General features: G+C 68.0%; 15 protein-coding genes and 3 pseudogenes. 10 read left to right on the forward strand and 8 right to left on the reverse strand.

Annotation, left to right across the window (positions count from 1 at the left end; all coding sequences use genetic code 11):
• Positions 1–602: 602 nt before the first annotated feature.
• Both ACFZBD_RS34145 and ACFZBD_RS34150 read left to right on the forward strand, forming a co-directional pair.
• Positions 603–1,067: a hypothetical protein gene (locus ACFZBD_RS34145; RefSeq protein WP_391147405.1), complete on the forward strand. Its 465-nt coding sequence runs from the start codon at positions 603–605 to the stop codon at positions 1,065–1,067.
• 1,776 nt (positions 1,068–2,843) lie between these two features.
• On the forward strand, positions 2,844–3,677 hold the full coding sequence (locus ACFZBD_RS34150; RefSeq protein ID WP_391147407.1) for an endonuclease domain-containing protein: 834 nt from the start codon (positions 2,844–2,846) through the stop codon (positions 3,675–3,677).
• An 82-nt stretch (positions 3,678–3,759) separates the two neighbouring features.
• On the opposite strand, the gene ACFZBD_RS34155 is transcribed toward ACFZBD_RS34150, so the two are convergent.
• Both ACFZBD_RS34155 and ACFZBD_RS34160 read right to left on the reverse strand, forming a co-directional pair.
• Positions 3,760–3,984, reverse strand: coding sequence for a hypothetical protein (locus ACFZBD_RS34155; protein ID WP_391147410.1), 225 nt, complete (start codon positions 3,982–3,984; stop codon positions 3,760–3,762).
• Between the two features lie 74 nt (positions 3,985–4,058).
• Positions 4,059–4,538, reverse strand: coding sequence for a DUF6233 domain-containing protein (locus tag ACFZBD_RS34160; RefSeq protein ID WP_391147415.1), 480 nt, complete (start codon positions 4,536–4,538; stop codon positions 4,059–4,061).
• A 554-nt stretch (positions 4,539–5,092) separates the two neighbouring features.
• Between ACFZBD_RS34160 and ACFZBD_RS34165 the strand changes: the two genes are divergently transcribed.
• Both ACFZBD_RS34165 and ACFZBD_RS34170 read left to right on the forward strand, forming a co-directional pair.
• Entirely contained in the window at positions 5,093–5,296 is a 204-nt protein-coding gene (locus tag ACFZBD_RS34165) for a hypothetical protein (RefSeq protein WP_391147418.1), read from the forward strand.
• Positions 5,295–5,501 (forward strand): annotated as a pseudogene (locus ACFZBD_RS34170) (DEAD/DEAH box helicase family protein); the annotation flags it as partial. The gene ACFZBD_RS34165 and the pseudogene ACFZBD_RS34170, both read left to right, overlap by 2 nt.
• 158 nt (positions 5,502–5,659) lie before the next feature.
• Here ACFZBD_RS34170 and ACFZBD_RS34175 read toward each other — a convergent pair.
• The 4 genes and pseudogenes from ACFZBD_RS34175 to ACFZBD_RS34190 all read right to left on the reverse strand — a co-directional run.
• Positions 5,660–6,268 carry a transposase gene (locus tag ACFZBD_RS34175; protein WP_391147421.1) on the reverse strand — a complete coding sequence of 203 codons (609 nt, stop codon included), beginning with the start codon at positions 6,266–6,268 and terminating at the stop codon, positions 5,660–5,662.
• Positions 6,193–6,732, reverse strand: a complete 540-nt coding sequence (locus ACFZBD_RS34180; protein ID WP_391147422.1) for a winged helix-turn-helix domain-containing protein — start codon at positions 6,730–6,732, stop codon at positions 6,193–6,195. Before ACFZBD_RS34180 ends, ACFZBD_RS34175 begins: the two co-directional genes overlap by 76 nt.
• Before the next feature lie 58 nt (positions 6,733–6,790).
• Positions 6,791–7,054 (reverse strand): hypothetical protein, encoded by a 264-nt coding sequence (locus ACFZBD_RS34185; RefSeq protein ID WP_391147425.1) that lies wholly within the window; start codon positions 7,052–7,054, stop codon positions 6,791–6,793.
• Between the two features lie 14 nt (positions 7,055–7,068).
• A pseudogene (locus tag ACFZBD_RS34190) lies at positions 7,069–7,216 on the reverse strand (IS3 family transposase); the annotation flags it as partial.
• A 441-nt stretch (positions 7,217–7,657) separates the two neighbouring features.
• Between ACFZBD_RS34190 and ACFZBD_RS34195 the strand changes: the two are divergent.
• The 3 genes from ACFZBD_RS34195 to ACFZBD_RS34205 all read left to right on the forward strand — a co-directional run bounded on the left by ACFZBD_RS34195 (position 7,658) and on the right by ACFZBD_RS34205 (position 15,199).
• Positions 7,658–7,945 carry a hypothetical protein gene (locus ACFZBD_RS34195; RefSeq protein WP_391147427.1) on the forward strand — a complete coding sequence of 96 codons (288 nt, stop codon included), beginning with the start codon at positions 7,658–7,660 and terminating at the stop codon, positions 7,943–7,945.
• Between the two features lie 63 nt (positions 7,946–8,008).
• A complete protein-coding gene (locus ACFZBD_RS34200) occupies positions 8,009–8,314 on the forward strand; it encodes a DUF6247 family protein (RefSeq protein WP_391147430.1) in 306 nt (101 codons plus the stop codon).
• Positions 8,315–9,952: 1,638 nt separating this feature from the next.
• Positions 9,953–15,199: an RHS repeat-associated core domain-containing protein gene (locus tag ACFZBD_RS34205; protein WP_391147432.1), complete on the forward strand. Its 5,247-nt coding sequence runs from the start codon at positions 9,953–9,955 to the stop codon at positions 15,197–15,199.
• A 751-nt stretch (positions 15,200–15,950) separates the two neighbouring features.
• Here ACFZBD_RS34205 and ACFZBD_RS34210 read toward each other — a convergent pair.
• Positions 15,951–16,385: a hypothetical protein gene (locus ACFZBD_RS34210; protein WP_391147433.1), complete on the reverse strand. Its 435-nt coding sequence runs from the start codon at positions 16,383–16,385 to the stop codon at positions 15,951–15,953.
• Positions 16,386–16,817: 432 nt separating this feature from the next.
• Between ACFZBD_RS34210 and ACFZBD_RS34215 the strand changes: the two genes are divergently transcribed.
• The 3 genes and pseudogenes from ACFZBD_RS34215 to ACFZBD_RS34225 form a co-directional block, all read left to right on the forward strand.
• Positions 16,818–17,597 carry a hypothetical protein gene (locus ACFZBD_RS34215; protein WP_391147436.1) on the forward strand — a complete coding sequence of 260 codons (780 nt, stop codon included), beginning with the start codon at positions 16,818–16,820 and terminating at the stop codon, positions 17,595–17,597.
• A gap of 1,398 nt (positions 17,598–18,995) precedes the next feature.
• Positions 18,996–19,442 (forward strand): hypothetical protein, encoded by a 447-nt coding sequence (locus ACFZBD_RS34220; RefSeq protein WP_391147439.1) that lies wholly within the window; start codon positions 18,996–18,998, stop codon positions 19,440–19,442.
• Between the two features lie 218 nt (positions 19,443–19,660).
• A pseudogene (locus tag ACFZBD_RS34225) lies at positions 19,661–20,066 on the forward strand (transposase); the annotation flags it as partial.
• Between the two features lie 46 nt (positions 20,067–20,112).
• Here the strand turns inward: ACFZBD_RS34225 and ACFZBD_RS34230 are convergent.
• Complete coding sequence (locus ACFZBD_RS34230) at positions 20,113–20,457, reverse strand: hypothetical protein (RefSeq protein WP_391147441.1); 345 nt, start codon at positions 20,455–20,457, stop codon at positions 20,113–20,115.
• Positions 20,458–21,685: the final 1,228 nt, after the last annotated feature.

Consider the following 21,685-nt stretch of genomic DNA (forward strand, 5'->3'; position numbering starts at 1 on the left):
GGAACAACTCCCACAACTCATCCGGCACCAGCCGCTCGGCAAGACTCGTCATGCCCAGCACAACGAGCCAAACCGCCAAAGGAAACGACGTCTAACGATGTCCTGCGGTACCCGGACTTGAGACTTCCGTCCGGGCGATCCTGATGGTGCTTCGTTCCTCCGCTCTTCCCTCGGTGATCAACTACCTGCCAGGCGGGAACTGCATACTGCTGGTGATGCGAACTGCTCGTGGCCTGTGGCAGCGCCACTCTTCGGCAGCCAGCCCCGTTGCCCGTCCTGCGTCTGCTCTGGCTGGCTATGGCACGCGAGAGGCTGACTCCATCAGACCCCGCAAAGAATCCCGCATCCGCCTGCCACCGCAGACCCTCCCCGGCAAACCCGCCCGCCTCTGTGCGAACACACCATCCGATTCGGCAGCCGCACCTGGGCCTTAACCGTCCCCACCATGACTGACAAGGCCACAACCAGCTCAGGATACGATCCACCACCGGAGGATTAGGCGGTATTTTGCCCCAGTTTAATTCGCCGGTGCCTACGGTGTCGGCAAACGGACGGCGGCACGAAAAGCGAGAAGAATATCAAAAATACCCTGCTCTGCACTGGTGGCGGTTGCTGCATCTTCGTGCCTGGTTTCCCCGGCCTGGGCCGTGGCAGAAGACACTACGCCTGCACCGCTTGCCGATGTATCTGTTTCGCATGGCAGGCCATTTGACACCAGCCTCGCTGTCCAGTCCGACGGCTCCTGGAAGGTCCGCCACCTCGACCCGCGCGACCGCCCCTTCATCTGGGACGAGGGCCGCCTTTCCACTCTGCAGCGCTCCGCTCTCGCCACCTATATCCAGGCTTTCCGGGAAAAAGAGGCCGCCCTCCCCTTCCGCCCCACAGAGGGCTGCATTTCCGAGTACCAGCTCACAGACGGAAAGCCCGGTGAAAGCACCGCACTCAAGGGATGCCTCGACAAGGACAAGATGAACCCTGACCTGCCGAATTTCAATGCCGCAGTCACCCTGCTTCTCAAAGCCACCACGTTCGACGACCCGTCAGTGGAGCCCCCGCTCACCTACTGAACAGCACCGCACAACCGGCACCGGGGTTACGCACCCCTTGCGCCCTGCGCAGCTTGGGCGTCACCGCCCGACGGCCGTAACGCCCATGCAATGGCTGCCCGCTGCCCGCAAGGACAGCGCCAGGCTGCAGCCGCCGTGCCAGCGCGGAGCGCTACAGCGGTGAGCCCTGGCCCTGGCAGTAGACGTGATCTTGATGTTGCCCAGCGGCTGAGCGACGGGGGCAGGCGCCGTGCATCGGGACATCGAGGGCGTCACTCCAGGGAACCAGCAGAGCATCCCGCCAGGACTGGAGAGCTGAGCGCAGACGCCCACGAGGCACCCACGCCAGACAAGCGACGCCGACCGCCCGGGACGCCGCGCCGGCAGCGGCCTCGGTACCCGCCGGGCGGTCAGGGCCCGCGGCCACTTCCCCTCGGAGAACGCAGCCATGAAGAGCCCGCCCTCCCGGGTCCGACGCGTACCACGCACACCGGACGCCCAGGGCATCAGCGCGCGGGTGCGCGCACGGCGCGATGAGTTGCGCGCGATGTACCGCACTCCCCACCGGGTGGTGCGCACCGAGCGGATTTCACCTGCACCCTGGTGCGGATCACGATGGCCTCCACTCGCTACCCGGTGCGCACGGTGGCGTCCACTCCACCCGTGGAGGCACCACCGAGCGGGGTGGGCGCCACTCTGCGCACCGCACCAGTGCTACGCACCGTGACGGCGGACGAGGAGAGGTCTCCCCTCCGGGCTGGCCCTTCGCGGGCTGATGCGCGGCATCGCCCGGGCGGTGGCGGGCGCGGTCAAGGGGAAACAACGAAAATCTCGTGCTTCGTCAAGGGTTGCTTTCTCGCAAGTAGCGGCCCCTTGTTCGCGGTTGACGACCTGGGCAAGGGATGGGCATCGGATGTGCGTCACGTTCCGTGTGCGCACCGGATGGGCGGGCGGGCAGTGGAGTCCACTCCCTCGGGACTTCGTGGTGCACACCGTGGCAGGTGGTGGGAGCGCGGCATCGTCGGTGCGCACCAGGCTTCGAGTGTCGTCCACTCCCCCACTGGCCGGTGCGCACTACGGTGGATTCCACTGAGCCTCCGCCAACCTGAAGTCGCAGGTCAAAGGGCTGGTGTGATTGTTGCTCGGAGTGCTCATGCTGGTCGTGGGCGGAAGTCCACGGAGAAGATCATCCGTCAGCCCTGGGCACCCGCCGCTAGCCAGGCGGCTCTCCCGGCACCGGAACCAGGCACTGGCTGTCGGTGTGCGGGTGCCGGTCGTTAGTCTTTCTGTATGGCCGAGCGTGTTGCCCCGGGCCGGGCAGATCATCTGGTCACTCTGGCCGCCGCCGACAGTGTGTGGGCCAGTCTGACGGCAGGTAGCGCGGTACCGGCGACTTCCGCGGTATTCACCTGCTTTCCTTCTGATGTCCGGCCGGGGCGGTATGTCTTGCTCGGTGCGTGTGTGGTGGAGCTGGTGAGGACGGAGGACGGCTGGTGGAGAGTTCCGGAGGCTGAGGTGCGCCGGGCGGCGGCGGCATGGAACGCGGTGGAGGTGGACGCCCTGGATCTGGTCCGCATCGGTCCGTTCCGTGGTGTGCCAGAGCAAGAGCGCCCGGGCGGAACGCTACGTGGGTGGCGCCGGCGCATCAGCTGGGAACTGCAAGAGGCAGATCATCCCGGACGGCAGGCCGGCCATGAGCCCGGGCCGTGGTCTCATCTGGCGGGGGTCGACTGGCGGTGGCTGCTGGTGCAGCGGTCCCGTGCCAGGGGTGAGCGGTCGTGGTGGCTTCCGCGTGCCGTGGTCAGGCTGCTGGACACGGCCGAGCACACCGAAGCCGAGTGGCTGCACACCACGCAGGTCGGCAAGGCGGAGACAGCTGTCACCGAACAGCACCGCCGGGATCCCCGCGCTACCGACAGCCAGTCCGCTACGGGCGTGAACGGTCCAGCCATCCCGCAGCGCCCGTATACGGGGGAGCTGCGAGGTCAGTTGTACTCGGTGCTGAGCCGCAAGCCGGGTATGTCCCGCCAGGTGGCCGGGTGGGTGTGCGCCGTCTGCAGTACGGCGCCGGCCGCTGTGCTGGATCACTGCCATGAACACGGCTACGTCCGCGCTCCGGTCTGCCCGTCCTGCAACACGCTGGAGCGCCCCGACCACCTGTACGACAGCGACATCCGCGTCGCCAGCCGCTACCGGCGCCTCTTCGACACCGACGCGGTCGGCTGGCTGCGTCACTGGCACCGCTGTCCGGGCTGCCGGACCCGCACCACTCTGCCTCTGCCTCACCTCGCCGCGTGGACCGCCTACACAGCCACCCGCACCCTGCGCCCCACCCACCCTGGGTCCTGCGGGCGGAAGCCCTGCGGAGTGCTGCGCGTCTCGTGGACGGGCAGCCAGAACACACCCCGCTCCTGCCTGCTCACCGTCTCCGTCGACTTCTGTCCCTCCGGTGAGCACCGCGTCCTGGCACGGGTGCCCTACCGGGAGGCTGTCGAGCGGTTCGGTACCTGGCTGGCCGAGACCGCCCCTGCTGTGGCAGCCGAAGCCGGTCCCGACCGCCTGGACGGCCTCCCTGCCGGTCCCCGGCCCGTCATAGCTGACACCAGCGGCGAAGGCCTGGCACTCTTCTGACCGAACATCAGCAACCCGGCTTCACAGGCAGCGGGCTTCGTCCGGCGGCCTGTGCGCCGAGCTCGGAAGCAACCGGCGGCTGTCAGGTGGAGCCGTTGATGCGCTTGTGGTGTGTGATGCCGTAGGCGGCGAGGGTGTTCCAGACAGTGGTGGTGCTCTGGCCGGTGCGTTCGGCGATCCGGCCGACCGGCTCGCCGTTCGCGTAGGCGTCCAGGACGGCCTCGGCCAGTTTTCGGCGGGCGGCGTGCAGCGCCTCCTGCGCCGACTGGTAGGCCTGGTGTGCTGCTTCCAACGCGTCCTCGCTCATACGCCCCATTTTGCCTGTCCAGTCGCTCCGGGCACCGGCATCACTGCCGAGCCGGGGCCGCGCCTCTACCCGGTTCAGGGCGCAGAGCGGTCCGATTGGATGAGCTGGGGATCGGTTGCGGTCGGCAGGGAGGTGGCGGCGTGGCATTCGCGGCAGGTGACCGTGCGGGGTTTGCGGAGGATGTCGAGGGCCTGGTCGAGGGTGATGGGTGCGGCGTGGGGCTGGCAGCCGATGACGTGGATCAGGCGTGCTCCGGGGTGGCCGGGGCGGTGAGGGAGGTCCTGTACCGTCCAGGCCTGGCGCTCGTCGGTGGTGAGAGCGGCAACGGTGGGGATGCGGCTGTAGTCGCCGCCTTCGAGGGGGCGGACATGACGGGCGTCGAGCCAGACACTCTGTTCCGCGGACTCAGTACGGCCGCTGCTGCCAACTGCCCAGCAGGTGATCCCCACCCGGTACTGCCATCCGACCGCCGCGCGCCGCCGTTCATACAGGCGGGCCAGCAATTCCTGCCCGTCAGGCATCATGACGGTCACCCGGGCCGCGTTCTGCGGCATATTCGATTCCCTCCACCCTGCCCAGCATCCTAACCGGACGCCTTGGAAAGTTCATCGGATCGGGGACCATCCCTCCGGGGAGAGCGGGTGCCGCTACGAACACCCCAGGGCCGGGGCTACGACGGGGCGGTGTGCGTCCCACACCCTGTCGATGATGTTCGCCACCGTGACGAGCACGCGTACCGCCCGGGCCCGGTTCTCCGATCCCGTCCGTCCGTCTGCACCCGTCGCTGGCTTGAACACTCCCGGCGAGGGACCTCCCTCCTGATGCCGTCCTTCCCCGCATGCCATCACCCCGGCGAAGACACCAGGCCCTCCGGCCCCCGCGGTGACACGATGCCGCCGACGGCGCCGGTGGCATCTTCGGGTTCGTGCCCCTGGCAGTCCGACAGCCCCTTACCGTCCGCTGCATGCTGGATCCCGAGCTGCTGGAACGGATTACACGGAACTGGACGACCTCGAAGCACAGCTGACCGAGCAGCTGGCGCCAGGGTTCGATCCGAGCGGGAGAACTCGCCGCCGCCGAAAGGGTTCTCGAACGGGTGAGCGAAGAGATGGCAGGTGAGCGTGCCTCGGTCTCCCCGGCGCCGGGTCAGGTGGCCGGGCGGGCCGTGATGCTCGTCCCGCACCGAGAGCCGGAAATACAGAAGGCCATTACCCCGCCGGACTGCCAGCGCAACCTCACCGTCGTGCGCCGAGCCGACGGACCGGTCACGGCCCGGCAGGTCGGCGAAACGCTGGGCGTGGACGTCACGTGAAGTCCCGCCGGACGGCATCCCTGTTGGTGGACCTCGCGGGCAGGTGCACGCGGCGTGTGGCACGGGGAAGACCATCATCGCGGCGGCGTCGTCGGCGAATCGTCTTGTGCCCGAGGGCCGCATTCTCGTTCTGGTGCCGACGCTGGATCTTCTGACCCAGGCCGTGCGGGCGTGGCGTGAGGCGGGGCATGCGGGGCCGGCGGTTCCGACCGTCACCACGTGAGCACCAGACCGGCGCGTCGATCTGCGTCGAGGCATCTCCCGCCCGGCTGAGAGAAGACGTCACCGGCTCCAGCGTTCGAAGAGGCCCGGAGGGAATCACACCGCCCCAAACCTGCCCTAAAGGAGGGATTACTGAGGATTTCAGGGTGGGGTCGGTGGGTTGATAGTCAGGCCGGTGGCGGTGAGGCAGCCGTCGATGAGGTGGGGTCGGAGCTGGATTCTGCGTAACTCGCGGCGGAGTGTGCGGTCGGGGTCGTCGGGGGTGTCGAAGGCGGTGTTGGCCGTGGCTCTGCGCACGAGTGACCAGACGGCTTCGACCGGGTTCAGGTCTGGTGCGTATGCCGGGAGGCGGATGGTGGTGAGCCAGTCGTGCTCGGCCTCGTAGCGCTTCAGCCCGGCGGCCAGGTGGGTGTTGAGGTTGTCCCAGACCACCACGATCGGGCCATCGAGCTGGATGTGCGCGCGGACCAGGAGGTCGCGGTAGTCCTGCCAGGAGAAACTCTTGCGGGCGCCCTTGAGCAGGAGATGGCTGCGGGGCCGGTGGATGAGGCGGCTCGGCTCGCCGGGTCTGTAGCAGCACAGGGCGGCGACCGGGATCCGGCGGCGGGAGCGGCCGCGGACGCGGATCACGGGGGTGTGTCCGCGCCGGCCCCAAGTTCGGGCGCGGGGCGGCGTCATGGAGAATCCGGCCTCGTCCTCGAAGACGAGCCATGCCCCGGACGCCGCCGCGAGGCTTTTACCTGGGGCCACACCTCCTTCTTCCACAGCTCCACCGCGTGCTCGTCACGCTCGAGTGCTCTGCGGGCAGGCGCCTGCCAGGACCAGCCATGCCGTTTCAGCAGCCGCCAGACCGTCGGCACCGACAGCGTCAGGCGCAGCCTGCGGCGGATCACGGTCTGGACCCGGGCCAGAGTCCAGCGCTGATCGTCGAAGCCGTGCGCGGGCGGGCCCTTGCCGAGTTCCTCCTCGAGCACGGCGAACTGGGTATCAGTGACGGTCGGGGAGTTCGCCGGCCCCGCCGAGCGCAGGGCCTCCATGCCGCCCTCGCGCCAGGCACGACGCCAGCGTTCCACCGACCGCACACTCACCCGCAGATCCTTCGCGATCACGGCGGCCTTCTCACCCGCCGCGAACCTCTGCCCGGCCTGAAGCCGGACCCCCTCACGAAACACCCGACGCTCAGCGGTCAGGCCCCCACCCTCCGGATAACGCATCTCACCGTCATAGCGCAGGGATCATGAACCGTCACCACCCGACGACAACCCGAAAACCTCAGTAGGTGATGTCGCCGCACCAGCGGATGTCGAGTGCGGCCGCGTCGGGTGCGAAGTCGCGCCCCACGGGGCCGGGCCGAGCGGCGGCCTGCGGGGCGGGGACGGTGGTCACGGTCAGCTCCAGGTCGCGGACCGCACGGGGGCCGCAAGTGCCGCCCAAGCGGGCGTAGAAGGCGGTGCGGGAGTCCTTGAGCAGTTCACATGCGCGCTTGACGTTGTGGTTGCTCTGTTTCTCCGCCTCGATGAACGGGTGCACCGTCACCGGGTCTCCTTCGCGAAGAAAGCCGTGGCCCGCTTGAGGATGTCGACGTCCTCCCGCAAGCGGCGGTTCTCCCGCCGCAGCGCGGCCAGCTCCTCGCGCTCGCTGCTGGTCAGCCCGTCACGCTCGCCCGCGTCGACCTCTTGCCTGCTTGACCCAGTCCCGCACCGCGGTCTCGGTCAGATCGAAGTTCTTGGCGACCTGGCCGACCGACCGGTCACCACGCCGGCACAACTCGCTATCTCGGCCCTGAACTCCGACGTGAACGAACGACGAGGGCGAGGCTTCTTCTTCCCCATGCTCTCCATGATGGACATCCTCCCGGGGACGAACCCCTGATCTCGAATGTCCGTCAAAGCGGATCAAGCCCAGGCGGGGCCCGTTTGGAGCGGGCGATAGCCGGTCAGAGGGACGAGTTTGCCCAGTGCGGCGAGGACGTCATAAGCGAGCGCGATCATCAGTGAAGCCGTTGTCCTCGGGCGCGGTCGCGGCGCATCGACCGCGCCGGCTCACCGACCACCGCCCCCCTTCCAGTGTGATTCGATCATGCCCGCCTGTCCTGAGCGCCGCTTGCGATTTATGGGATGCGTCCCTCACTATGGGCTGATGGCATCCCAGCGAACCGAGCGCGCCAAGACGCATGCCCTCGTCAAGGCCGCCGCTGACCTCTACGCCGAGGTGGACAAGGCCCGCGCCCGACTCGGTGAGCTGTTGCTCCATTCCGACGAGGCCACCCGCCGCGCCCTCACCGAGGGGCCGAATGGCGCCGGAACGGCGCTGGTCGCCCTCACGGGCAAGGATCCGACCACGCTCTACGCTGCCCGTGACCGCGCCGCCGATCGCCTCAACAAGCAGCAGGAAGAGACGCCCCCAGCAGCCCCCGCCGCCGCCTGACCACCGCCTCTAAGGACGACGCCCATGACATCACCCGCCCCCAGCACGAGGGGCATCCCCCCAATGCCGGAGAGGAACCCGAAGGAACTTCGTGCAGCAATCGCGCAGCACGCACCGAAACTCCTCGTCGACTTCGACCGGCACTGGCGCCGCGACATTGCCGACGCCTACGACCTCGCGCCCGTTCCCGCCTTCATGGCCCGTTGGTGGGGTGAATACGCCCTTGCCCGCAACCCGGACATGGAAGCCGAAGTCCACCGCCTGGAAGACGAAGCCGTGCACGAGCCCGACTACAACCACGGCAAGGCACTCATCGAGCGAGCCGGACGTCTCCGACGCGAGGCAGCAAAGGCTGAGCCCGGCCAGTGACAGACTTCATGGGGCCGCCCTGGCAAGCCGACTGGACCGAGGAAGCGGCGAGCAACCGGGCGGCTCTCCCCGAAGAAGCTCGCTTCCCCGTCGACGCCGCCCGCGCCGAGTTGGTCACCGCACAAGACCCCTACTTCCGAGGCATCGACACGGACCGAGACCTACCTGCCGGAATGACTGTCGAACCCGTCCAGTCGACTCGCCCCAGCGGCGAACATGTCCTCTATTTCGACTACGGCCGCGGGTGGCTGCGATACCACTTCACTCCCCGCACCACAGACCCACAGATTGTGATTGATGAGTGCTTTTGGCAGTAGGACACCCTTTCCTGGACTCCTCCACTCATAATCAGCAGCCTCAATGCTGCTCGGAAGCTGGGTATGAAGGGGATGGCGATCGGCGACGCCGCGACGGTGGTACGGAACCATGCACTGCCCCGAAACCGGTAGCCACCGCGACACGGATCGTCAACCACCTGCGCACTCAGCAGACGCGTGAAGTGGTCATCCCGTGCCCGGGGCAGCCAACCCTGCTGCTCAGCAGTCACCATCACTCAACGTTCCGCGCTGCAGTCGTCACGTACACCGGCCGCCCCAGGCAGCCCGCCCTCAGCAGCTGCCTGCCCCCGGCATCCGTCTGCGAGCCGGCCGCCTGACGAGGGCGGGAATCGGACGGGCCCAGGAGTCCGGGGGCTCACGGGGCGGAATAGAGTCCGGCAGCGCCCGCGCTGCCAAATCGACGCCTTTGGCCCGGGCGATCTCCGCTTCGGCTGACCAGAGGCGACCGTGCGCCGCGGACGTGCAGCGGACTCGTCAGCGCGCTGGCTTCTCCCCTCGAGGGCTACCTCAGGACAAGAGCACCGCCGGGGCGGCGGAGGCCTTCACAGTCATCCCGCTCAGCGACGACGCGATCGCCCTGCAGTCGAAGCTCACCGGAAAGTTCGTCAGGGTGGACACCGCACCCACCAGGGCCGGCAGACCCGGCCATGCGCCTGCGTGCCGACGCTGCCGAAGCAGGAACGACGGAAAAATTCACGCTGGAGAAATCCGCCGAGGATAAGCAAAGGGCCGCCACAACGCCGGGGCGGGTGAGGGCACAAGAACGCCTCTCCCCTTACAGGGGAGAGGCGTCGACACGCGCCGTGCGGTTGCACTCCCAGCCTGACCAGGCAGGACGTGGTGCAGCAACACTGCACCGGCAAAGCCCGCCGGGCCAGACTCACCACCGCCAAACTCCAGGCGCCCGCCGGACTGGGGCTGGAGCGGCTGCGACGGACGGTGCGGTGTTGATGAGGGTCTTGTACGAAGGCGCCGGCAGGCGTGTCTACGACTTCCGTGGTCATGCTGCGGCTGGGGCGCCTTTGGTGAAAACGGGTGCACCTGCGCGCCCCCGGCGACAGGGGGCCTCCTGGTGAAGGGGCCCCGGCAGCCCCTGGGGGGGCCGGCCGGCCTGTCGTCTGTCATGCGGTGCAGGCACCGGTCACCTGATTCTGTCCGGGGCGGGAGGCCGGTTGGCTGGGCCGGTACCTGTCTGTCCTGTCTGGCTGGAGATGTTATGCCGCACCCTCTGCCCGTTGATTCCCCGAGTGCGGGCAGGCCGTCCGGAAGCGGGTGGCGGTGTGGGGGGTGGCTGCGGCGGGTGGGTCTGGCTACCGCGGTGGTGATGGCGGTGACTACCGTGCCGGTGGTCACGGCCACCGGCACGGTAGTCACCGCCACCGACACCGCTGCCGCTGCGCCGGCTGCTGGCGGGGTGCCGGGCACGGTGGCGATGGGCGGGGGTGCCAGCGGCAGTGTCCATGAGCAGACCGGCGCCTTCCAGACCGTGCTGCCGCTGGTGTCGCTGCCGGGCCGCGGCGGCACAGGGGTGGATCTTTCGCTGGTCTATGAGCAGGGTGCCGCAGGTGCAGGGGTGGGTCGGCACGGCCTGGGCCAGGGCATCGGCCTGGGCAAACCGTCCGTCGACCCCGACGGCGGCGGGACCCTGCACACCGCGTCCGGCGGTTCCTACCCGCTTGCCCCGGGTGATACCACCGGTACCGGTGTGCAGCGTTACCTGCTGAAAGATTTCGCCCTGCGTGATGCCCCCGGCACCCTCACCGGGCGCGCCGGGCTGGAGGATGTGCCGCGGGCCTATCGGTGGGTCCTTACCTACAGCAACGGACAGAAGAGTTTCTTCTCCGCTGAAGGCACTCTGGTCGCCGAACAGGACGTCCACGGCAACCAGAGCACGTATGTGTGGGAGGTGCGTGACGTCCAGCACCGGCTCGTGCGGGCGGTGGACGCTTACGGGCAGGCGGTCACTTTTGACTACAGCCGCGAGGACCGGGTTACGGTCACCTCCCCGGTCCGCAGTGACGGCCGGCAGCCGGAAACCGTGCTGCACCTGACGGACGGGCGGCTCACCTCCGTTGCCTATCCCGAGGACCAGGTGACGGAGCTGGCCTGGGACTACACCCCCGAAGGGATGCCGGGCCGGCTGCTGACCCGGGTCGAGGCCCCGACAGGTGCGGTGACCCGTATCGGCTATGACCAGCCGCACGGCTTCCCCGTAGCCTCCTCGCTCAAAGTCACCGACCCGCAGGGGAAGAACCTGACTCCTGAGCGCACGTTCCGCCTGGGCACGGAGGGTGAGCATGCCGGGCATGACTTCACCGGCCGCGGCCAGTACGAGAGCACCGACGCGCTGTTCGACAGTGCGGATGCGGACTACCGGTACGTGACCGAACTGTCCGACGGGCACTCCACCGTCCGTTCCGTCTACAACAGCCTCCGCCTCCTCAAAGAACGCACCGCGTCGCTGCAGGTGAACGGTGAGCCGGTCCCGGTCCGGACCCAGGAACTGCAGTATGAGGGTGAACAGGACAACGGACAGGCCCCGCCCCCGGCATCTTCTCTGCCGGCGAACTACGGCAAACCCGTCCGCGCCACGGTCACCGTCCACGACCCCGCGACGGGGAAGTCCCGCACCACAGCCGAGACCGCACGCTTCGACGAACACGGCCGTGAGACCGAACGCACCGATGTGACAGGCGCGAAGACCGTCACCGAGTACGATCTCACCGTCCTCGATGCTCAGGAGGGCGGAGGTGAAGGCCCGCAGAAGCAGCCTGCAGGCTTTGGTCTGCCGCTGCGCACCACCGTCACCGGCCATGATGGCGCGCAGAGCGTCACCGAGAACACCCTCTCTCCGGATCGGAAGAGCATTGCGAGCACCGTGCACGCGGTGCAGAACAATGCGGAAGACACGCTGACTGCTCGCACTACCGTCAGCTACAAGGTCAACGGTCACGGTGAGGTGACAGAGAAGTCTGTCACCTGGGCCGGAGGGGCGAAACCGGACGGCGTCGAGGGGCCTGGGGAGGGCACTGAAACCTACAGCGCCAGCGCTGACACCAGCGCACACACATGCACCCGCACTCTCGAGACGGCGGCTGGCACCAGCAGCACGGTCACCGACCTCGTTACCGGAAGAATCATCCGCACTACCGATACGGAAGGCCGCACGACCGGGGCTACATACGACAGCGCGGGCCGGGAGGTGGCGCGGAAGGTGCCGGGCGGCCCGGACGGGCAGGGCCTGCTCACCACGACTGCCTACACTCCCCTGACCACCACCGTCACCGCTCCCGGCCAGGACGGGAAACCGCACATTACGGTGGAGGAACGGGATCTGCTGGGCCGCACGGTGAAGACCACCGACAACGTCTCCGGCGGGAAGCTGACCGGTGATCCGGCCGCCCGCACCCTGCATCTGGTGCAGTTCGAGGACCAGGGCCGTACCGCGAAGGTCACCGACCGCGCCGGACGGGTGACGGTCACCACTAGCGATGACCTGGGCCGGCCAGTGAAATCGACCGCGCCGAACGGGATGATCCAGCTCACCCTCTACGCCGACGCCGCCACCGCGCAGACATCCACCGTCACCACGCTCACCCTGCCAGCCGGAGAAACCGACCCCGCAAAGGCGGTGGCCGCCAACACCGCAACCGCCGACCGAGCCGGACGCCCTATCGCAGCAGGGGCATCGTTCGCCGATGGGACACCGCAGTCCGGCAGCTCCCGGTGGTACGACAGCCTGGGCCGTGTAGCTGGATCTGCGTCTGGTGAAGTTGTCGCCGAACCCGCCTACGGTAGGGCCGGTACCTTGGATGCCACCACCCTAACCCCGCAGAACACCGCCGCCTTCCCCGGTGAGAAGATCACCGCCGCCACCCCCGCTGACCTTACCGGCGCCCCCGTCGTCAAGACCCTCACCCCCGGCCAGGACACCGGAAAGAGCCGGTCCGGAATGACCGTGCTCCGCGACGAGACCGGACGCATCACCGAAGAACGCCGCCCCGACGGGAAGAAGACGTCGTTCATTTACACCCCGGGCGGCCAGGTGAAGGAAGCCGTCTCCCCGGGCGGGGTCCGGACCTCATACCGCTATGACGAGACCACCGGCCAGGTCCTGGAGATGACTTTCACATCGGCAGCCAGCAGAACAGAGGAAAGGACCGGCTACAGCTACGACCCACACACCGGGGCCGTCACTGCCGTGTTCGACCCAGGCGACAAGCCAGGCACCCTTATCGGCTACAGCTACGATGCCGACGGCAACGTCACACAGATCGCATACCCCGACGGCAGGACCGCCCGCCAGGAATTCGATCACAGCGGGCAGCTTGCCCGCCTGACCGACGCCGCAGGACTAACCACCGCTTACACCTACAGCCCCGACGGCACCCTGGCCAAAGCCGTCCAGCACGAAAACGATGATCCGGGCAGCCCGGTGAAGACACAGGTCGCCTACACCTATGACGGCCTCGGGCGCATCATCCGGACTGACCGCGGCAACGGCGTCAACACCGAGACGGAGTTCACCGGCGCCAGCCAGATCAGCCACGAAAAGACCACGCGCAATGGCGAGCTGATCGCAGAAGCCACCTACACCTACGACTCCCACAACAACCTTACGCAGCGCAGCGACACCCGCCCCGGAACACGAGCAGACGGCACTCCCAGCGCGCAGGTGAGCACCACCACCCGCTACACCTACGACGCCTACAATCGCCTCACGGCCTCCCACGTCCTTGGCAGCAGCGGCAACCGGCTAACCACCACCCGCTACACCCTGAACGTCGCCGACGACGTCACCAGCACCGAAACCACGCCCCACACAGGTGACCAGGCTGGGCAGACAACTGTGACCCGGCACGGCATCGACCCCGCAGGCCGCCTGACCGCGGTCACCGTCAACGGCCGGGAATACACCCAGACCTTCGACACCGACGGAAACCTGGTCGCCGGCCACGATGGCACCGCGTGGACATACAACCTCCGCGGCCAGCCCCTGACCATGAGCAGCCCCGCCGGCAGCACCACCCGCTACACCTACTGGGCCGACGGCACCCGCGCCACTGCCACCGAGCACACCGCGAACACGGGCACCGCCGCCGACAGTGTGCGGGAACGCGGCACTCTGTTCCATTACGCCCCCGACGGCACCCTGGTCAACGACACTCACACCACCGGCCCAGCCAGCGAAGGCACAGATGAGAATGGCACCGCCAGTGCACAGGACAAGACCACCGCGTCCTACCTGATAGCTGGCACCAGGCACGCCCGCACCCTCACCGGCGGAGCTGGCGCAGGTGCCGGCTACCTCATCCAGGACCGGCACGGGAACACCACCGCTCTCACTAGCGGTGACGGCACTGTGACCCAGGCGTGGAACTACACCGACTATGGCCGGCATGCCACCCGAACCGGCACACCCATCACCTCCCACGGCCCCGCGGCGGGCCCGGCCGGAGCGGCACGTCAGCCCTTCACCTACGGCGGCGAATACACCAACCCCGGTGGTACCCAGTACCTGAAATCCCGGACCTACGACCCCGGTGCTGCCCGCTTCACCACCGCCGACACCGCACCCCAGCTCAACCGCTACCAGGCTATGAACGCCAACCCCATTACCCGCACCGACCCCACCGGTCACACCAGCCAGGACGACTGGCAAAACTGGCTTATCACCGGCCTGTCAATCTTCGTCACCGCAATCTCCCTCGTCGCCACTGCCGTCAGCTTCGGCATCGCCGCCCCCGTCACCCTGGCCGGAGCCCTGCTCGGAGGAGCATCCATGGCCCTCGACCTCGCCAGCACCGCAGCACAGTCCCTTCATATGGACCAGCCCGTCATCAACGGCCTCAAGACGGCAGCCTTGGGGCTCGGCGTCGCAGACCTCCCCGCTAGCGCCGTCTCCGGAATTCTCATCGGCGCAAGAGCCGCCGGAAAGATGAGCATGAAGGGCGCCATGAAGAATGCGCCCGATACCTGGGGATGGATCACGCAGGTCCAGTCCAGCTCTGTCAAACTCCGTGAGATGAGCAATCATATTGTGAATAACAGCAAAAGAGGAGCAAACCTTTGCACTGTGACCACACTTGCCTGCATCGGTAATCTCCAGCAAGCCCCGTCCCGTAACGTGATCGTCCCTGCGGCCACGTCTATGCGATGGGTCTCCCTGCCCCGCATGAGAGAACTCGCGGGGACAGCTAATAAATGGTCAGCTCCCATGATGCACCAGGAGCTTCTTGAGTTCTTCCAGAAAAAGACTCTCGCCGACGCCGGAAGTATCTACGTTGTGGCCACAAGGGAGGCAGGGACGCCCAAGGCTGCATGGGCTCTGGCGGGAGATGAAGTGCCCTCGCATTACTTTCCGGTAGCCGTAGTGCCGGATGAAGAAGCCCCCGGAACCTTGAGCAGTTACATACTGGAACAGCAGCGGTTCTTCAGAGTCACCCAGGAAGACCTTGAAATCTACTCAGTCACCGAATTCCGGATACTTGACGTCGGGAAAATGAACAAGGGATGGATACCGTCGAAGGCAGGCGGGCTGCTATAGCAGGCGAGGTAACGTGATGATGGTGCGGGCGGCGGTGATGTCCGCCGTCCGTGGCCGGGGTTGCTTGGGCGCAGCACCGCGGGATCGGCCGGGTCGAGATCCGCGTAGACGACGGCCCTTGGGAAAGCAGGCAGTCTTCGCCGTCGAGGACAACCGGGACACCTGGCCTCCCGGCGCGGGTAAGGGCCGGAGCCGACGACCAGGTCCACTGTGAGGCCGAAGGTGCCGAACCCGTCTGCCGTACGGCGGGCCGGGTGCCCGAAGTGCGCGTACGAATGCCACAGGCCGCCGCTCGTACAGAAGGCGTTGACGCTGAGTTACGCTGTCGGCGGCGTCCGCACCAGCACCTCGGCCCCCTCCCCCACCGCGTCCGCGAGCTCCCGCACGCCGGTGCCATCGTGTCGACGCACCGACCGGTCACCATCGTCGCGGGCCCTTGACGTACAGGACGGACCAGTGCGTCACGGCTCCCGGCATGCAGACAGCCACGGGGGCCCGCTCCTGCCGGCGGCACGCTGCCCACCGAGCCGGGCACGGTCGTGCACCAGGGCGAGGACCTCGGGCGGTGGGTCAAGGCCGTGCGCTTCAGCTGGGACAGCCTCACCACCGTGCAGCAGTGGATGTGCGACCAGGTCCTCGGGATTGAACCCACCAGCGAGCACGAGAAGTTCGCCCCCACGCCGTACGCAGGCCGACAAATAGGCGATGAACTACGAAGCCGCCCAGCAGTTCTATAGGCGCGAGGGCACCTTCAGGTCCCCAGGGAGCACATCGAACGGACCGTCATCGGCGCCGACGGGATCGGCGGCAGCGCCAAGGACCAGCAGGAGCGGGAGCACAAGCTGGGGGCCTGGATCGGCAACCAGCGGAGCAGGGCCGCGACGCTGTCCCCGGAGCGGATGGAGCAGTCCGCCATCGGCATGCGGTGGGTGATCAGGAGTCCCGCGCGGGAGCCCGGACCCGGCCAATGGGTGAAATGGTGCAGGCGCGGTCCCCCGTGGCCCGCCGCACAGAGCGCGCCCAGCGCGAACACGACCTGGCGCTCGCCCTGCACGAGCCGCTGGGACGGGCCGCCGCCGGACATGGCACCAGCCGGGAGAAGGTCGTCGCCGCCCGCGCCCGCAACGCCGCAACCGGTGGTGCGTTCCACCGACCGCACACTCACCCGCAGGTCCTTCGCGGTCACCGTGGTCTTCTCACCCGCGGCGAACCCACCGGCCTGCACCCGGATGCCCTCACAAAACGCCCGACGCTCAGCGGCCCGCCCCCACCCCCACGGGATGCCCCGCTCCCGCTTGCGTTGCATATGGAACAAAAGTGGCGAAACGCCTGCAGGGCATGCCAAGCTCGATCAGGCGTAGCAGGAACAGTCCGCTCATTGAAGAGCGTCCGCCTCGCACCTGCCGGGCTCGACGCCCTGGGCTCGGTTCAGGGCACCAGGAGCCGCCTCCCTCTCGCGTTATGCCGGGCGACAGCCCGGCGGACGCCAGTACAGGGGCGGTAAGGGCATCCGGCCCGCGACCTCATCCGTGCATGGAAAGCTGCTCCACCGGCACTGGACACGGGTCTGTCCGCTGTCGTCGTCGCGCACCTGTCCCTGATCGCTGCTCTGATCGCCGTGCAGCATCTCCTGACCCGGCTGTACGGGCGGCGGACGGCTCTCACAGGCATCATCCTGCTGGCGGCGGCGCAGCCCATGGCGATGGTCTTCTTCATGGCCTACGGCGAATCCCTCTTCCTCGCGCTGTGTGCGGGAGCCCTTCTGGCCGCACACCGCAAGGCCTGGCTCGCTGCTGGCACCCTCGCCTTCCTCGCGGGCCTGACCCGGCCTGCGGCCGTCTGCGTCGCCGCGGCGGTCGCCGTCGCCGCTGCGCTGCACCTGTACCGCGAGCGCCGGTTCTCCTGGCGTCCCCTGGCCGCGGTCGTCCTCGCATGTATGTCCACGCCAGGCTACCTATGGTGGGTCGGGCACCGGCTGCACCGTCCGGATGCCTATTTCCTCATCCAGGAAGCAGGCTGGGGCACCCACTGGGACAACGGGCGGGCCTACCTCGGCTTCCTCCGCGAGACGCTGGCCAAAGGCGACGGATGGGTCCCGGTCAGCACCGCCCTGCTCACGCTCGCTCTTCTTTGCGCCACGGCCATCGCGTGCCGCCGTACCACCTGGCCCCCACTTCTCGTCTACGGGTGCGCCATCGTGGTGCTCGCCCTTGGCCAGAGCAACTACTACCACTCCAAACTCCGCCTCCTCATCCCCGCACTGATCTTCCTCGTCCCCCTCGCCCGTGCCATCAGCAGGACGAGCAACCGGACCGCCGCCATCACACTCACCGCAGCAGCACTCTTCGGCTGCTGGTACGGCGCGTACATGCTCACCACCTGGCACTACGCCATCTGACGGCAAGGAACCGCTGATCAGCCAACCGCTCGACACGGATTCCCCTACTGAGGTTCCCTCACCGTACGGGCAGACGCGGAACCAGGAATGCGGGGACAAGTCCCGCCGGCCGGCCGAGGTGAGCCGGCCGGCTCACCCCCTGGTGCCGGCGGTGACGGCGCCGCGGACCGCCGCCAGAGCACGGGTGACACCGAGGAGCCGGTACGCCTGAGCACGGCTGATCCCGAACTCCGCCTGACAGCACGGCTCCCCGCCCGGGCGTCCAAGGGAGGAGCCAGACGCGGGCGGCGTGCGCCTCGCGCATGCCCGGGCAGCAAGCACCGCCACGGAACGACGGACGCCGTTCACCGCCTCAAGCAGCCCGGCCGCCGTCTCCCGGGCACGGGCCGCATTCGGCGCCGCGCTCCTGGCCCCCAGCCCGGCCTCTGGGACATCTACGTCACCCGCCATGTCCCCGCGGCGGGGGCCTGGGCCCTGCAGGGCGCCCGCATTTCGCGTCCGCTGCGGCTGTGGGCTTGTCCTGGGCCGCCAGGCGGAGCGCTGGTCCAGCCTGCTCACTCAAGGACAAGCCGCGTGGTGTGCAGTCTCCCGCACGGTTCCCGGGAAGCGCATCAGGGCCTGAGCTGGAAGAGCCTCACGCTGCCTCTCCGGCTGGACCAGGGCCGCCGACGAGACCTGCGGTTTATCGTCGGCTGCCGAACCGCCGAGCTCTCCGCCAGGTCCGGCATCAGAGAGGTTTTCCTGCCGTCGCGGCGGGGATACTTTGCCAGCTGCGTGCGGGGGCGCTACCGCATGCCTTCACGTCACGGCGCGCGCACAGACGCAGCGCCTGGCGGTAGCAACGGCAGGCCAAGCCCCCCGCTCTCCCCCAGCCTTGCCGGTGCGGAGCGGTCAGCCCTCTTCTTCACACAGGCCGGTAGATACCCCTCTCCCCGTCCGGGGCTTCGCTGCCGCCCCGCCACACCTCGGGTCCGCCTTCCAGACACGTTCCGGGTGCCCTTCAGGCCGCTGGCGCACCAGCCGACCCCGTCCGGGCCGATACAGCATCCCTCCGGTCCGGCCCCGTGATGCCGCTGCCTGACATCCGCCCCCATGAAGCTGCGTACACGAGGAGCGGCGGCACGCCCCTTCCCGGCAATCGGGGAATCGGTACAGAACACGGCTGTGAGCACATCTGCCGGAGTCTGCAACGCAGCTGGCGGCCTGCCCGGCGGCGTCAGGCTCTCCCGGATACTCTCGCTCGCGGCCGCATAACAGGCCTATCGGAATCTAAAGAATGCCATAAGTGATTACCTCCGCCATATTGGCTGAAAGCAGCCGCCCGCGCGTGACAGACCGGCTGCCGCTTGTTCTGATCTGGCGCGGAATGCTTCCCGATAAATGCTGAAAGGTTGAGGCATGCGCATCTCACGTGCGAATTGTGTTTCTCTGCTGTCTGCCGCTGCACTGGCGGCCGGGTCCCTGCTCGGGGCAGGCGCCGGAGCGGCCCATGCGGCCTCCGGGTCGGTGTGCTCCGTTGCCCCCTCGTCCAGCCAGACCGGAGACCGGTACCAGCTCACCAACCTCCAGGCTGGCTACCCCCATGCGGCGCCGCGCATCAATAAGTGGGCCGTGTACTCGCTGGCCAGTGAGCCGCAGGGCTGCTATGGCGGCGAGTACTACGTCATCGGCTCCCGGAGGGGTGAGCTGGTCCCGCTCGTGGACGGCAGCACGAGCACTGCCGAGTGGAGCCAGGTCGGCTTCAAGCTTCCGGCCGGCATGACCTTCGCACAGGTGCAGTACGGGGATCCCGCCAGCCCTCAGGATGGCGTCTTCATCGGATCTGTGTCCCAGATGTTTTCCTGAAAGGTCCTGTTACCCGTCCTGAGCAGAGCCGGGACGCTGCTGGGGCTCCCAGGATACGGGGCCGCTTAGGCTGGTTGTGAAACGGACGGAGCCCCAGGGCTGTTGAGCAAGGTGTCTACGCTCAACTCTTCGCCTTGGGGCTCCGTTAAATCCTTCTCGTGCCGTACTCGATGTCCCGCATGCGCTCGTGGAGTGGGTGACCATGCTGACCGTCACCAGAGCACCGCGACGCGGAGGTGATCCTCAGCATGCCCGGCATGGGCCCCTTGCTCGGGGCCGAATTCATCGCGTGCACCGGCGGGGACATGGACGCCTTCGGCAGCTCGGGTCGTCTCGCCGGCCTCGCACCGGTCCCACGGGACTCCGGACGCATCAGCGGCAATATGCGCCGACCACACCGCTACCACCGCCGGCTCCTACGTCTTCTACCTCTCAGCCCAGATCGCCGCCCGGTTCTGCCCCACCTCGAAGACCTTCTACGACCGCAAGCGAAACGAAGGCAAGAGCCACAAGCAGGCGACTCTCGCCCTCGCACGCCGCCGCATCGACGTCCTCTGGGCGCTGATACGCGACCATCGCACCTTCACCACAGCACCTCCAGCACCCGCTCACGCACCGGCTTGACCGGCTCACTCCACGCCACCAGACCGCTTACAAACATGACTGGGAATCAGTGCAGGCCCATTCTCGTTCTGATCAGGTACTCCGACGCCCCTACCGGCCTCATGACGATGACGGGGGACCTTGACCAGCCCATCTGCAGGCCGTAGTCGAAGAACTTCTTCAGGCACGACCTGTAGTTCGCGACGGTGGAGGCGCTTTTCCCTGCCGCTATCCCGCCCGGGCAGTCCCGGGAGCCGTAAAGAAACTGCGCTATGTCGCGGGTGGTGAGTTCGGAGAAGGCACGCTCAGGGTACCGGCGGGCAAGTCTCAGGAGAATGCTCTTCCGGGCCGGCTCCATGGGGCAGCAGCCCAGAGATCCGGCATAGCGCTCTACTGCGTCACTCAGCAACATCCAGGAACCCCTCGGCCTTTGGTCTGCTTGGAATGTAGGAAAAAGGGGGGATGTTTTCCAGCGGCAACCGGATGAACAGGTGGATGAATTACCGGGCCTCCGGGCCTGGATTGTGCGGATGGGCGCCGGTTGGCCGTGACGCTTTATGCCCGGGCCGCGCGCTGCCCGCCGACGGCCGCCGCGTGGCGCTGTGGTGACGCCGGGGGGCGCGGCCCGCCGGGCTCCCGGTCTGGTGTCTGGCGGTGCCCGGCTCGCCGGATTCCGCATGGCCGGGCACCGGCGGCGCCTGCGGCGCGGGATCGGGGGCGGCGGCTTTCCCGCGGCGGGGCGGTCTGCCCTCTGGCGCGGGGCGGGGGCCGGCAGGCGCTGCCCGTGGCCGGGCTGCTGCCCGCAGCTCCTGCGGCCCCGCAGTATGCCGCTCGCCGCCGCCCCGGTGTCCGTGACGGCCGTCTCTTCGGGCGTCTGCCGTTCCCCGGGGTGCCGCCACCTGCGCCTGCGGGAATCGTGCCGGTCATGGCCGGGGTGACGGTCATCGTCTGAGGGCGGGCTCCAGCAGCCGCCCTGTCTGCTGCGGGCTGCCGGTGAACCGGTCACTGGCCCCCGCCCGCTTATCCCGGCCCCCGGTTACGGCTCAGCACTGGCCGGGCTATGTTCTTGCTGGCCACAGATGCAGCCCCCGGCCGGGGGCACCGTTCCTGCTGCCTCCCGCAGAAGTTCCTCTTCGGCCCTGTACCCCCCCGTATGGAGAGCGGCGACCTGCACCCGTTCCCGGCTGCCCGGTCTGTGCGGGCTCTCCCGTCCAGCAGCGGAATGATCCGCAGAAGCGGGGCTCCTCCCGCGCTGCCCGGTCCGGGTGCGGCGTGCTGCGCCTGACTGTAGAGCAGCTTGCAAAGACACCCCAGGACAGAAGGAGGGCAGAGCCGATGATGTTTCCCAGACGATGGCGTGGCGCCGCGGCTCTTGCGGTGCTGGCAGCCAGCGGCTGCAGTCCTGCGGCTGTCTCCCCTGCCGTGCATCCGGGGGCCCTGCCGCCTCGCCGGATGCCTCTTCCGCCGTGCCGTCAGCGCCGCCTCTGGACGGGCCGGGTGACTTCAGCAGGCGCGTGGATATCGGAGGGCACCAGATCTACCTTCAGACGTCGTTTCCTTTGGCGGTTTGGCTCGTTGTGCTGGGCATGACGAGTCTTGCCGAGCGGCTGGTGCCGGATGAGTTGTGGGAGTTGTTCCGC

The sequence above is a fragment of the Streptomyces sp. NPDC008121 genome (genome assembly GCF_042957155.1).
Classification (GTDB): domain Bacteria; phylum Actinomycetota; class Actinomycetes; order Streptomycetales; family Streptomycetaceae; genus Streptomyces.